The sequence below is a fragment of the Arthrobacter sp. U41 genome (genome assembly GCF_001750145.1).
GTDB lineage: Bacteria > Actinomycetota > Actinomycetes > Actinomycetales > Micrococcaceae > Arthrobacter.
Genome location: NZ_CP015732.1, coordinates 2,000,860 through 2,014,341, shown reverse-complemented (window position 1 = coordinate 2,014,341; position 13,482 = coordinate 2,000,860). Strand labels below are relative to the sequence as shown.

Below are 13,482 nucleotides of genomic sequence, written 5' to 3'. Positions count from 1 at the left end.
GACGGTACAGTTAATTTTATGAGCAACACTTCCTTCACCCCCGGCAGCACCGGCACGCTCGGCAGGTACGCCGCCGGAACGAGGTCCACCCCGACGCCGCGCGCTCCGTGGCGCGACTGGCTGGCGCTGGCGCTGCTGATGTTTCCGGTGCTGCTCGTGGCCGTCGACAATACGGCCCTGACCTTCGCGCTGCCGGCCATCGCGCGCAGCCTCGACGTCTCCGGGGTGGAGCTGCTCTGGATTGTGGACGCCTATCCCCTGGTGCTCGCCGGCCTGCTCGTGGCGATGGGCAGCCTCGGTGACAGGATCGGCCGCCGCCGGCTGCTCTTCATCGGCAGCACGGGCTTCGCCGCTGTATCGGCGGTTACCGCCTTCGCGCCCAGCGCCGAATGGCTGATCGCAGGACGCGCGGGGCTGGGCTTCTTCGGGGCCATGCTGATGCCCTCCACGCTGTCCCTGATCCGCAACATCTTCCCGGAGCCCAACCGGCGCCGGCTGGCCGTGGCCATCTGGGCCGCCGGCTTCTCCGGCGGCGCTGCGCTGGGCCCGATTCTTGGCGGCTGGCTGGTGGAGCACTTCTGGTGGGGCGCCGTCCTGCTCGTGGCCGTGCCGATCATCCTGCCGCTGCTGGCCCTGGGGCCGGTCCTGATCCCGGAATCCCGCGACCCGAATCCGGGCCGGGTGGACGTGCCCAGCATCATCCTGTCCCTGCTGGTGATGGTGCCCGTGGTCTATGGCATCAAGGTCCTTGCCACGCACGGGCTGGCCCTGGAGCCGCTGGCCGCGATCGGCTTTGGCCTGCTGATGGGATACGTCTTCGTCCGGCGGCAGCGTTCCCTCCTGACCGGTGCCCCGGTGCAGGACGGCTGCGGCGCAGGAAACCGCACCGCTCCCCTGCTGGACATCAGCCTCTTTGGCAACCGGGTCTTCAGCACCGCCATCATCGCGAACGTGCTGGCACTGTTCTCCTTCAATGGCTTCATTCTGTTCCTCGCCCAGCACCTGCAGTTGCTCGAGGGACAGTCCCCTTCCGAGTCCGGCATCGCCATGGTCCCGGCCCTGATCGCCACCGTCCTGGCCGGACTGCTGGTGGTGCCGCTGGTAAAGAAGGTCCGCCCCGGCTTTGTGGTGGCCGGAGGGCTGCTCCTGAGCGCCGCGGGCTACTGCCTGGTGGCCTTCGGCGATCACGGCAACGGCCCGGCGCTGCTGCTGGCGGCACTGCTGGTGCTGTGCCTTGGCGTCGGCGCTGCGGAGACCATCTCCAACGACCTGATACTCGGCGCAGCCCCCGCGGAAAAGTCCGGGGCGGCGGCCGCGATTTCGGAGACCGGGTACGAGATCGGCTCCCTGCTGGGCACTGCCATCCTGGGGTCCATCCTGACGGCCTCGTATCAGGGCAATCTCCGGCTTCCCGCCGGCGCCGTCGATGCGGCCCCCGTGGAAGCGTCAGCCCAGGCCGGTGAGACGCTCGCAGGGGCCGTGGAGCTGGCGCAGGCCCTGCCGGGACCGCTGGCGGAGGCCGTCATGGCGGCCGCCCGCACCGCCTTCGACTCGGGCGTCCACATCACGGCCACGATCGCGCTTGTGCTCATGGCCGGGGCCGCAGTCCTCGCCGCCGTCGTGCTCCGGAAGGTGCCGACCGCCCAATAGCCGGGGCCGCAGAACACTCCCGGGACGGCCGGCGCGGGCAGGGGCGCCGTGGCTTAAACGCCCAGCGCCCGGCGCCGGTGGAACCGGCGCGGGGCGCTGGGAACTGCGCTGGAGGACGTTACTGGCTCTCCGCCGTGGTGACGCTGGTGTTGGCACGCATCGTCTCCGCGTTGACCAGCCAGGCGTACTGCTCGAACTTGGCGATGAACGCGTGCAGCAGGTCCGCCGTCGTGGGGTCCTCTTCGTCGACTTCGTCGTGGACTTTGCGCATGGTGCCGACGGCGGCCTCGAGCGCCGCGACGATCCGCTCGATGGCGTCCTTGGTGTTGATCAGCCCGGCCGGGAACTCGGCGAGCGAGGTGGACTTGGACACGGTGGAGCTGCGGCCGTCCGGGAGCGCGTGGAGGGCACGCATGCGCTCGGCCAGGTCATCCGCGAAGGCGCGGGCTGAATCGATAATCTCGTCCAGCTGCAGGTGGAGGTCCCGGAAGTTTGTTCCCACGATGTTCCAGTGCGCCTGCTTGCCTTGCACGTGAAGTTCGATCAGGTCCACGAGCACTGCCTGCAGGTTCGTCGTGAGCGTAGGTGAAGCTTTCATGGGTCCTCCTGGGTAGGTCCGATATGGCTAGATCCGATGCCTCCGACGCTACCCCAGGGCGTAACGGGACCGCGACGGTCCCGGAAGAATTTCTCGGTCAGCTTACTAAGTCGGCTTACCAACTGCGGGTGTGCCCGGTGAGACGCGGGCAAGCACCCGGCCGGGGATCACCAGAAGTGGGCGACGTCGATCACGAGCCGTGAGCCCGCGTCGGGCCCGGCCAGGGTGAACACGCGGAACGGCAGCCGGGCCCGGACCCCGAGGCCAAGGCTCGAATACCCCTCGAAGCTGCCGGCCCACGCCAGCTGCCTGAACGTCTGATACCCGGTGACGTTGCTTAATTCGTTCCGGTCGGCGGGGGTGTACGTGGCATTGCCGTTGTCGTCATAGGCCGGGGCGTTGGCCGTGACCTGGAGGAAAGCCTGTCCCCGCAGCGGGACCGGAAACCCCGAACCGTCCTGCGTGACCTGCGGAACGTAGCGGACGGTGTACCCGCCGACGGGTCCGTTGAGGTCAATGACCAGGCGGTCGAAGCAATAGTGCTGCCCGGTGCGGACATTCGTGACTTTGGCCTGGCTCATCGCAGGATCCGACTTGATCAGCGACCCCCACACCTGCCCGCAGTAGGGAGCCGCCGATGCGGGGGCCGGCGCCACCAGCGCCGACCCCACTGCCATCAGGACAGCTATCAGCCACACCCGGAACTTGTTCATTTGGGCCGCCCCCTCACGCGATGAGTTAGCTTCAGAATAGGGGTGTTTCCCGCGCGAATCGAGGGCCCTGCCGGATCGGCGCCCAACCGTTAGGCTGCGCCGCGACCGGTCACGGGACGGTCGCACCGCCGGCGGCCGGCGGCTGGCCCCCTCGGGGGAACGGCGAAGCGCCGGTCCCTGTCGGGTTCCGGCGCTTCACGGTGCCCTGCTGCCGGGCTGGCTTGTCCTGAAGTCGTGGTGCGCGGTGGAAGGTCCCCTAGCCTTCACAATCGCGGCAGTACTTCAAGCCGTTCTTTTCCTTGGCCACCTGGGACCGGTGGCGGACCAGGAAGCAGGAGGAGCAGGTGAATTCATCGGACTGCTCGGGAACAACAATGACGGTCAGTTCTTCGCCGGAGAGATCGGCCCCGGGAAGGTCGATGCCTTCAGCCGTGTCGTTCTCGTCGACGTCGATGACAGCAGTCTGGGCGCCGCCGCTGCGGGACGCCTGAAGTGCCTCCACCGACTCAGCGGGAGACTCTTCCTCTGTCTTGCGTGGTGCGTCGTAATCGGTAGCCATTTGGGGGTTCACTTTCGTTGCTGCGCAGCGCCATTTCAGGCACCTCAGTGAAGCAGTTTAGGACATTATGCACGTAGCCGAAGAATAGTGTAGCGAACCCGACAGTTTGCGTCGCAGGGCCCCTCGATTAGGGCGGACAGGGCTTTCCGAAGCGCCGCCGGAAGGGGCTCGACGCCGGGAGCCGGCGCGGACGGTCGACCGCTCAGACGACCGGCCAGACGACCAGCGTCTTCCACTTCGCCGGGTCAGGCTCCGCGGCCGGGTCGCTGAGGTAGTACTCCCACATTGCATTCCCAGGAGTTAGGCCTTCTGCCTGCATTTTCCCCATGACCGCCCCGTACGTCTCGGGGAGCGTCTCGTAGGGCCCGACATGCATCGCTTCGAGGGCCTGGCCGGCGGGAAGGGATCCCGCGGTCACGCCGCCGTTCCCGCCGCCGGAAAAGGGCGCCGCCACCGGAAAGCCCGCCTCGACGTCGACGACGTCGGTGGGCATTCCGCGGTACATCGCGAAGGGCGGTCCGGCCAGCTGGACGTGCTGTTGTTCGGCCGCGCTCATCACCAAACGGTAGGCGCGACTGAAGAACTCACGCAGCTCGTTCATGGGGACGGTTTCGCGGAGCACCGCGGTCGGCTGTTCCTGGAGTTGGGTGGACTTGATGTCCGGCGTCTTTTCCGGATTCGTTGCAGTCATAAGCCAAGACTCCGCCGTGCCGTTTTCGCGGTCTAGGGCCTAACGTCCCCAGACCCTGCGTCCGGGTGCCATGTTCCGGACTCCCAGGGCGGCGGCTCCAGTGCCCGCCGTCCGGTCAGTCGATCACGGCCAAGTCCGGTATCCATCTTTCCTGCGACTCCTGGGCGTTGAACATCAGAATCCAGACGCCGTTCTCGGCTCCGTGGATATCCAGAAACGGCGTATAGGCGAAGTAGAACTGGCTGCGGGCCTGGCTTTCGGTGCGCTGCATCTCGATGACCCGAAACTCCAGCGGTTCCCAGGAGCCGTCATACGGAATGAAATTATTGGACTGGTCCAGGATGAGCATGCGCTTCGGATCCGAAAGAACAGCGAGGACAGACTCCTGGGTCATTCCGGCGGGCGCGGAGGCCTCGGCATAGGCCGTGGGAAAGAGGGGCGAAACCCGGGACGGAGCCATCTTGGTGTAGTTGCTGCCGGGCGCCGCACGGGTTGTGGCGGCGTCGCGGTCGGGCTGGACGCTCTGACGGGCGGTCGCTTCCTTGAGTCGTTCATCGTGGATGATCTCTTCGCCGGTGCTTGTAAGGGACACGTTCCCGGCGGCCGGGACCGGTACGCCCGGCGACGTCCCGGGCGCGCCGGCGATTGCGTCGTCCTGGTAGACCTCCCGAAGGAACGCCCCGTAGGCCAGTTGGTCATCCCGGCTCTGCTTCTCGAACGTGGCCCGGTCCATGGCCTCCAGCGCGCTGATTTTCTGTTGTTGCTCCGGCGCGAGCGCCTTGTACGGCGCGCTGTCCGCCAAGGCAGTCCATCCCGGGACGGCGGGGGCGGAAGAGGCTGCGGGCGGAGTCGCAGCAGTCGACGGGGCAGGGCTGCCGGGCTGGGTTGAGGCGCCGGGCTGGGTAGGGGCGCCAGTTGGAGTGCCCGCAGCGCAGCCGGCCACAACGGCGGCCAGCGTGAGCAGGGTCAAGGTGGCGGCGGTGTCGCGGCGCAGGTGCAGACGTCCGGCGGTCATAGCGTCCCCCAAACAACTTGGGGCCGGCCGGTTATCCCGGCGGCCCGGCCAGAGAATCAGAGCCTTGTCCTAGCCACGCTAGTCCTGCAGGGCAGCAGGTCAAGACCCTGGCCTCGCAGGGCGCCGGCAGGACTCCGGCGGACGAAGAAGTGCGTCCTCACTGGGGCAAACAAAGACCGCGCCGCCACCGGGGTTTTTCCCGGTGACGGCGCGGTTTTTCGTGGGGCCCCCTGTCGGATTCGAACCGACGACCCCCGCTTTACAAGAGCGGTGCTCTGGCCAACTGAGCTAAGGAGGCATTCCTGTGCGCCAGCCGGCACCGGACCGCGATGAGCGGCCTGGCGCAAAGGGCGCTAGATAAGGTTAGCCCACGGATGCCCGGTGATAAAAACAGGCCCGGCCCGGAAGAATCCGGAACCGGGCCTGCGGTTTTGCTGGTGGGCGGTGCCGCTTACTGCTTGGCGTCGATGGCGGCCTGGAGGAACTGCTCGAACGGGGTCTGGGCGCTCGCACCCTTGCCCCACTGCTCGCCCTCGACGAAGACGGTCGGCGTGCCGGTGACACCGATGGCCGCTGCCTGCTGGGTGGTGTATTTGACCCACGGCCGGTAGGTCTTCTCCTCGACGCACGTGTCGATGCTCTTGGCCCCGACGTCGGTTGCCATCTTCTTCAGGTCCGCGTCGGAGATGCCGGCGCCACCTTCAGCGGGCTGCTTCTCAAAAAGGGCATTGACGAAGTCGGCGTACTTCTCCGGCGACTCGTTCACAACGCACGCCGCCGCGTTGGCCGCGCGGGAGGAGTAGTTGGTGGTGGAACGGGAGTCCAGGAAGCCCAGCGGGCGGTATTCGACCGAGATCTTGCCCTCGTTGCGGAGGTTCGTGAGCGACTCGTTGTACTGGGTTTCGAAGTTCTTGCAAACGGGGCAGATGAAGTCGATGTAGAGGACCACCTTGACCGGCTTGCCGGCCTCAGCTTCCGCACCGGGCGCGGTCACCTGCGCCGGCGGCGTGGCCGGGGCGGAAGGGAGGTCGGCGATCCTGACGGTCGCGGGTTCGGTCCTCGCGACCTCGGAGTTGGCGAGCAGGGTGACGCCGCCGTAAACGTTGCCGTTCGCCGGGGTGGGTCCCTCGTCAGCGACCGGGGCGTTGTTCTGAATGTTTGAGGTCACGACCAGCGCCACGACAATAATGATGGCGATGACAGCGGCGACGATGCCCCAGCCGATGAGCAGCTTATTGCGTTTGTCCTTCTTCAGCTGCGCCTCACGGATCTCACGGGCTTTCTCGCGGGCCGCGGCAGTTCGCTCTGTTTTGGACTGACGGGGTTCGTTTGCGGGGCTCATTGGTTCCTCGGGTCGATCGGCCGGTGGTGTCCACTGGGTGGCAATTCATCATTTTAGGGGAGAAAACTGGGAACTTGCGCTTTCAACCTTCCTGCGGGCAGCCCGACCGGCGAATAGCACAGGGGATTCCGCCCCGATAGGGTGGATAGGAGCCACGAGCGAACCCCAGGGGGTCACAAATGCAGGCAACGAAACACGCCGAAACGGATCCGGAAACCGAGAGCCCGGCCGCCCACGGCGCCGGCGACACGGATCCGCAGTATGACTTTATGGTGGTGTCCAACCGCCTGCCGGTCGATCGCTGCGCCTCGGACGAGCCGGGCTGCGAGGGCGGCTGGCGCCGCTCCCCCGGCGGCCTGGTCACTGCCCTGGCCCCCATGATGACCAAGACCGACGGCGCGTGGGTCGGCTGGCACGGCGCCCCGGATGAGAACGTCGAGCCCTTCAGTCACGGCGGCATCGACCTCGTTCCGGTCCAGCTGAGCACGCATGACATCGAATTCTTCTACGAAGGCTTCTCCAACTCCACACTCTGGCCGCTCTATCACGACGTGATTGCCCCGCCGGAGTTCCACCGGACCTGGTGGGACTCCTACCGCGAGGTCAACCGCCGGTTCGCGGACGCCGTCATTCGACATGCCAACCCCGGCGCCACGGTCTGGGTCCAGGACTACCAGCTCCAGCTCGTCCCCAAGATGCTGCGCGAGGCGCGTCCGGACCTGAAGATCGGGTTCTTCAACCACATCCCCTTCCCCCCGCCGGAGATCTTCGCCCAGCTGCCGTGGCGCCGCGCAATCATCGATGGGCTGCTCGGCGCCGACCTGGTCGGATTCCAGCGCAGCAGCGACGCCGGCAACTTTATGCGTTCCGCCCGCCGCTTCCTCGGCGCCAGCGTCAAGCGGCAGCAGATCCACGTCAAGGGAAGCGACGGAGCGACCACCCACATCGCCCGGGCCCAGGCGTTCCCCATCTCGATTGACGTCCAGCAAATCAGCGGACTCGCCCGGAAGCCCGAAATCATCGAACGCGCCCGCCAGATCCGCCAGGATCTCGGCAACCCTAAGACGGTCCTGCTCGGCGTCGACCGCCTCGATTACACCAAGGGGATCCCGCACCGGCTCAAGGCCTACGAGGAACTCCTGGCCGACGGCAAAGTGACGGTGGAGGATGCCGCACTGATCCAGGTCGCCAGCCCCAGCCGGGAGCGCGTGGAACACTACCGCCTGCTGCGCGAAGAAGTCGAGGGCACGGTCGGCCACATCAACGGCACCTATGACACCCTGCAAAACACGGCGGTCCGCTACCTGAACCACAACTACCCGGTCGAGGAGATGGTGGCGCTGTACCTGGCGGCGGACGTTATGCTCGTCACCGCCCTGCGGGACGGAATGAACCTCGTGGCCAAGGAATACGTCACCGCCCGTACCAACAATGACGGCGCCCTCGTGCTGAGCGAGTTCGCCGGCGCCGCGGACCAGCTCAAGCAGGCCCTGCTGATGAATCCGCACGATATCGACGGCCTCAAGGACACAATCATGAGGGCCGTCAACATGCAGCCAACGGAGGCCGCCCGACGGATGCGTGCGATGCGCAAGCAGATCCTGGACCACGACGTCGATCGCTGGTCTTCCGATTTCCTGGGCGCACTGGAAGAAAAGGTAATCCGCGATGACTCCTGAGCACGCACCAAAGCAGACCCCGCTCGCGCTCTCCCCGGAGCTGCTCGACGCCCTGCACCGGATCGCCGCAACGGAGCACCTGCTGGTCGCGATGGACTTCGACGGCACGATGGCCCCGCTGGTGGACCACGCCGGGGATGCGCGTGCCCTGCCCCGCTCGGCAGCGGCCTTTGCCGCCCTCACCGAACTTCCGCGGACGGCGACGGCGCTCATCTCCGGCCGTGCACTGGACAGCCTGCGGGCGGTCGCTTTTCCCCCGGAGAAGACACTCCTGATCGGCAGCCACGGCGCCGAAGTGTGGATGGGACCCGGCTCCTCGACCCTGGAACTCGATGACGCCCGCCGGGATCTGCTGGCCGACGTCCGGCGCGAGCTGGAGGGCATCGTGGAGCTGGCACCGGGCACCCTGCTGGAGGACAAGCCCGCCGCCGTCGTACTGCACACCCGGCTTGCGGCGGACGACGTCGCCGAGGACGCCGTGGCCGCGGCCCGCGCCATCCTGCAGGACCGGCCCGGCGTCTTCCTGAAGAGCGGCAACCGCGTGCTGGAGGCTTCCGTGGTGCACGCCTCGAAGGGGGAAGGCGTCGCCTTCCTGCGCCAGGCCACTGGCGCCACTGCCACCATCTTCGCCGGTGATGACACCACCGACGAGGACGCCCTGGCCAGCCTGCTCCCCGGGGACCTTGGCGTGAAGGTGGGTCTGGACTTCACCCAGGCCCAGTTCCGGATCGAGTCCCCGGTGCACGTTGCCGAGCTTCTGGAGGCCCTGCTGCGGGAACGCAAGCGCGCCCTCGGCCTGTGACCCCTAGCTCATGTCAGAGGTCCCGTAAGCCGAATCACGTGTGACATCCGTAACTTTTTAACCCATTCAGTATAAATCTGACATACTCTGGTTGTGATGTGGCGCACAAGTACCGTGCGGCGTCATTGGATACTCCTCGGCTCCGGCCGGGGAGTATGCGCACGATCAGGTGCGGACAACTGAATTACCAACTGAATAATAAGACCATTCACTACGGATCGTCCGGCACGTACCTGCCGGTGAAGGGATTGATAACTGTGGCTACAGTTACTTTTGACAACGCAACACGTTTGTACCCGGGCACGGATAAGCCCGCTGTTGACAAGCTCAACATTGAAATCGCCGACGGCGAATTTCTGGTCCTCGTTGGACCCTCCGGCTGCGGGAAGTCGACCTCCCTGCGGATGCTCGCAGGTCTTGAGGACGTAAACTCCGGCCGGATCCTGATTGGCGACCGCGACGTCACCGACGTTCCCCCCAAGGACCGCGACATCGCCATGGTTTTCCAGAACTACGCCCTGTACCCGCACATGACGGTCGCGGACAACATGGGCTTCGCCCTGAAGATCGCCGGCGTCAGCAAGGAGGAGCGCGCGGAGCGTGTCCGGGAGGCTGCCAAGCTCCTGGACCTCGAGCCTTACCTGGACCGCAAGCCGAAGGCACTCTCCGGCGGTCAGCGCCAGCGTGTTGCCATGGGCCGCGCGATCGTGCGTAACCCGCAGGTCTTCCTCATGGATGAGCCGCTGTCCAACCTGGACGCCAAGCTCCGTGTGCAGACCCGCACGCAGATCGCGTCCCTGACCCGGCGCCTGGGCGTCACCACGGTCTACGTGACCCACGACCAGGTCGAGGCCATGACCATGGGCGACCGCGTCGCCGTGCTGAAGGACGGCCTGCTCATGCAGGTCGACACCCCGCGCAACCTCTACGACAAGCCGAAGAACGTTTTCGTGGCCGGCTTCATCGGCTCCCCCGCGATGAACCTGCTGGAGCTTCCCGTCGTCGACGGCGGCGTGCAGTTCGGCGGTACCGTCTACCCGGTGCCGCGCGGCGTCCTCGAAGAGGCCAGCGGCAAGACCGTTACGCTCGGTTCCCGCCCGGAAGACCTCGAAACGGCCCCGCAGGGCGAAGGCCTCCAGGTTGAGGTCGACGTCGTCGAAGAGCTCGGCGCCGACGCTTACGTCTACGGCCACACCACACTCGACGGCCAGAGCCACGACATCGTGGCCCGCGTCGACGGCCGCCGCCCCCCGATGAAGGGTGAGACGATCTGGGTCCGCCCGCAGTCAGGCCACGTACACCTGTTCGACACCAAGACGGGCCTGCGCCTGGGGGACTGATTTTCCCGCATGACGCATCCGACGGCGGTCCTCCCCTTTGGAGGGCCGCCGTCGGGCTTTAACATCCCTTGCACAACCCAATCGTTAGGGCCGCCGCCCTTAGTACGGAAGAATTGGTTCATGACCGAGGAAAACAGCGCCCACTGGCACGACGAACCGACCGACTACGGCCAGATCGGCAAACTGCCCCGGTTCGAAGCCGCCAGCGCCAACGACAGCAAAGGTTCCGTGGCCTCGAGTTCGCTGAGCATCACCGCCGCCGCCACCGAGCCTGAGCTCCTGGACCTGCCGTGGCATATCGCCCTGGAGGAGTGGCCGGCCGAGTATCTCGCCGCGCTCCCGCGCGGCATCTCCCGCCACATTGTGCGTTTCGCCCATCTGGGCGGTTCCGTCATCGCCATCAAGGAAACCTCGGAACACGTGGCCCGCCATGAGTACCACATGCTGCGCAAGCTCGCCCGGCTGGACGTCCCCTGCGTGGAACCGGTAGCGGTCATCACCGGGCGCACCACCCCTGACGGCCGGCCGCTGAACCCCGTCCTGGTCACCCGGCACCTGAAGTTCTCCATGCCGTACCGCGCGCTCTTCTCGCAGATGCTGCGCAAGGACACCCTCACCCGGCTGATTGACGCCCAGGCCCTGCTGCTGGTCCGCCTGCACCTGATCGGGTTCTACTGGGGCGACGTCTCGCTTTCCAACACATTGTTCCGCCGCGATGCCGGCGCGTTCGCCGCCTACCTCGTGGACGCGGAGACGGGCGAGCTGTATCCGGATCTCTCCACCGGACAGCGCGAATACGATCTGGAGATCGCCCGCGTCAACATTGCCGGTGAACTCATGGACCTGCTCGACGGCGGGCTCATCGAGGAAAAAGTTGACCCCGTGGCCACCAGCGAACTCATCATGGACAGCTACCGGCGCCTCTGGACCGAGCTGACCGAGAAGGAATCGTTCGAGATCGGCGAACGCTGGCGGGTGGCCGCCCGCATCCGGAAGCTCAACGAGCTGGGGTTCGACGTCGAGGAGTACATGATCAAGACGACGCAGAACGGTTCCACCATCCAGCTCCAGCCCAAGGTGGTCGACGCAGGGCACCACCAGCGCCGGCTGCTTCGCCTGACCGGCCTGGACGCGCAGGAAAACCAGGCGCGCCGGCTCCTGAACGACATGGACAGCTTCCGGGCCGACAACAACCCCGGGATGGACGAGGAATACAGCGCCCACCTGTGGGTCAGCCAGATTTTCGAACCCATTGTCCGGTCCATCCCGCGCGACCTTTCCGGGAAGCTGGAGCCGGCGGAGGCCGTGCACGAGATCCTGGAGCACCGCTGGTACATGTCCGAAAAGGAGAACCGGCACATCCCGCTGGCCGAAGCGGTGCAGTCCTACATTGACTCCGAACTTCGTCATCGCCGGGACGAGTCGGCCATCATGCTGAACCCGGACACGGGACTGCTGAAGATCCTGGAGGTGGAGACCGAGGAATCCCGCTACGGCACCGAGGAATCCATCGACGAGTACCCGGACTCCGACGACTAGGTTTCCGCTGCCCCGGGATGCGGGACAGCGGGGTCACGGCCCCGCTAGATCGCCTTGCCGGGGTTCAGGATGCCGGCCGGGTCGAAGAGCTCCTTGATCCGGCGCTGCAGTTCGCGCACGGGTTCCTTCTGTTCCAGCCCGAGCCAGCGCAGCTTGTACTGGCCGATCCCGTGCTCCCCGGTGATGGTGCCGCCGATGGCCAGGGCGACCGTAATGGACTCGTCCAGGGCGGCCCCAAGGCGCTCCATGGCGTCCGCGGCGACAGTCTTGTCCACCCGGTCCACCCAGAAGGTCGGATGCAGGTTCCCGTCGCCGGCGTGTGCGACCACCTTGAGCTTGACCCGGTGCGAGGCTGCCATGGTTTCAAGGGCCTCCACATAGTCGACCAGCCGGGAACGGGGAACGGCGACGTCCTCGCCCACCCGGTATTCGTCGTCGACCTCCACCCCGCGGCTGTTGCGCCGCAGGTCCACCAGTTGCTCCGCCTCGGCGCTGGCTTCCATGGTGACCACCGCGCCGCCGGCGACGAGGACCGGCCGGATCGCCGCTGCCTCGGCCGCGGCGCCGAAGCCGTCGGTCTGGATCAGCAGCAGGGACTGTCCCCTGGAGGCCAGGTCCGAGCCGTGGAGCTCGTCGAGCCGGACAAGGGTGCCGCTGTCGAGCAGTTCCATGATTGCCGGCTGCACGCGTGCCCTGCCTACGGCGAGGACGCCTGCCGCGGCGCTGCGGAAGTCCGGGTAGAAGGCGGCGATCGTGTGCACGTCCTGCGGGAGGTACTTGAGCCGGACGGTGATCCCGACAACAACGCCAAGGGTTCCTTCGGAGCCGACGAACAGCCCGGTGAGGTCATAGCCGGCGACGCCCTTGAAGGTCTGGTGGCCGGTATGGATAAGCGAGCCGTCCGCCAGGACGACGTCCAGCGCGAGCACGGAGTCGCGCGTCACCCCGTACTTGGCGCAGCGCAGGCCTCCGGCGTTGGTGGCCACGTTGCCGCCGATCGTGGAGACCTTGAAGCTGGCGGGGTCGGGGGCATACATGAGTCCGTGGACCGCGGCGGCCGCGTTGAGGTCCGCGTTGATGACCCCGGGTTCGACGACGGCTGTCTCGTCGTCGGGGTTGAGGTCGAGGATGCGGTTCATCCGTTCCAGGCTCAGCACGATGCAGTCCTTGCTGGCGTGCGCACCCCCCGAGACACCGGTCCCGGCGCCGCGGGCCACCAGCGGCACCCCGTGGGCGGCGCAGGCACGGACGGCGGCCTGGACGTCTTCGACGGTTTCGGCCAGGACGACGGCCTGCGGCACCTGGTAATCCAGCACCGGCGCCTGGTCCACGGCATAGACGGTCAGGGCGGGGGCGTCCAGGGCGACTTTCGCCGTGCCCAGGGCAGAGGTGAGCTCGTCAATGATGCTCATGCGGTCTCCAGTTCGTTGAATCCGGCTTTCAGTCTAAGCCGCCGCCGCGCCGTGGGGAGCTAACCCTAGGTTTTCATGGCGGGTCCGGCGGGATGGCGTGTTAATCAGGGAAAGGGTGCTCTGAACTGGGAAAATAGTGGTT

The 13,482-nt window shown here is 66.5% G+C and carries 12 protein-coding genes and 1 tRNA gene; 5 read left to right on the top strand and 8 right to left on the bottom strand.

Translation table 11 applies throughout. The annotated features are described in order from the left end of the window. The first annotated feature begins 18 nt into the window (after positions 1-18). Positions 19-1,650: an MFS transporter gene (locus ASPU41_RS09325; protein WP_083266445.1), complete on the top strand. Its 1,632-nt coding sequence runs from the start codon at positions 19-21 to the stop codon at positions 1,648-1,650. A gap of 118 nt (positions 1,651-1,768) precedes the next feature. On the opposite strand, the gene ASPU41_RS09320 is transcribed toward ASPU41_RS09325, so the two are convergent. The 7 genes from ASPU41_RS09320 to ASPU41_RS09290 form a co-directional block, all read right to left on the bottom strand. Continuing rightward, positions 1,769-2,248 (bottom strand): Dps family protein, encoded by a 480-nt coding sequence (locus tag ASPU41_RS09320; protein WP_069950683.1) that lies wholly within the window; start codon positions 2,246-2,248, stop codon positions 1,769-1,771. 167 nt (positions 2,249-2,415) lie between these two features. Continuing rightward, positions 2,416-2,961 carry an AMIN-like domain-containing (lipo)protein gene (locus ASPU41_RS09315; RefSeq protein ID WP_069950682.1) on the bottom strand — a complete coding sequence of 182 codons (546 nt, stop codon included), beginning with the start codon at positions 2,959-2,961 and terminating at the stop codon, positions 2,416-2,418. Positions 2,962-3,217: 256 nt separating this feature from the next. Next, positions 3,218-3,520: a DUF4193 domain-containing protein gene (locus ASPU41_RS09310; protein ID WP_069950681.1), complete on the bottom strand. Its 303-nt coding sequence runs from the start codon at positions 3,518-3,520 to the stop codon at positions 3,218-3,220. Positions 3,521-3,722: 202 nt separating this feature from the next. After that, complete coding sequence (locus ASPU41_RS09305) at positions 3,723-4,211, bottom strand: GyrI-like domain-containing protein (RefSeq protein WP_069950680.1); 489 nt, start codon at positions 4,209-4,211, stop codon at positions 3,723-3,725. Between the two features lie 115 nt (positions 4,212-4,326). Then, positions 4,327-5,226 (bottom strand): hypothetical protein, encoded by a 900-nt coding sequence (locus ASPU41_RS09300; RefSeq protein ID WP_069950679.1) that lies wholly within the window; start codon positions 5,224-5,226, stop codon positions 4,327-4,329. 221 nt (positions 5,227-5,447) lie between these two features. Next, positions 5,448-5,524 (bottom strand) — tRNA-Thr (locus ASPU41_RS09295). A gap of 153 nt (positions 5,525-5,677) precedes the next feature. After that, on the bottom strand, positions 5,678-6,568 hold the full coding sequence (locus ASPU41_RS09290; protein ID WP_069950678.1) for a DsbA family protein: 891 nt from the start codon (positions 6,566-6,568) through the stop codon (positions 5,678-5,680). A 269-nt stretch (positions 6,569-6,837) separates the two neighbouring features. Between ASPU41_RS09290 and ASPU41_RS09285 the strand changes: the two genes are divergently transcribed. From ASPU41_RS09285 to ASPU41_RS09270, 4 genes are all read left to right on the top strand, one after another. Further along, positions 6,838-8,247, top strand: coding sequence for an alpha,alpha-trehalose-phosphate synthase (UDP-forming) (locus tag ASPU41_RS09285; RefSeq protein ID WP_231941321.1), 1,410 nt, complete (start codon positions 6,838-6,840; stop codon positions 8,245-8,247). Next, positions 8,237-9,049, top strand: coding sequence for a trehalose-phosphatase (gene otsB, locus ASPU41_RS09280; protein WP_069950676.1), 813 nt, complete (start codon positions 8,237-8,239; stop codon positions 9,047-9,049). Before ASPU41_RS09285 ends, otsB begins: the two co-directional genes overlap by 11 nt. Positions 9,050-9,306: 257 nt before the next feature. Beyond that, positions 9,307-10,389: an ABC transporter ATP-binding protein gene (locus ASPU41_RS09275; RefSeq protein ID WP_069950675.1), complete on the top strand. Its 1,083-nt coding sequence runs from the start codon at positions 9,307-9,309 to the stop codon at positions 10,387-10,389. Positions 10,390-10,509: 120 nt separating this feature from the next. Beyond that, entirely contained in the window at positions 10,510-11,928 is a 1,419-nt protein-coding gene (locus ASPU41_RS09270; protein ID WP_069950674.1) for a DUF4032 domain-containing protein, read from the top strand. 44 nt (positions 11,929-11,972) lie between these two features. Here the strand turns inward: ASPU41_RS09270 and ASPU41_RS09265 are convergent, their stop codons facing one another. Next, positions 11,973-13,340 (bottom strand): FAD-binding oxidoreductase, encoded by a 1,368-nt coding sequence (locus tag ASPU41_RS09265; protein ID WP_069950673.1) that lies wholly within the window; start codon positions 13,338-13,340, stop codon positions 11,973-11,975. Positions 13,341-13,482 lie beyond the last annotated feature (142 nt).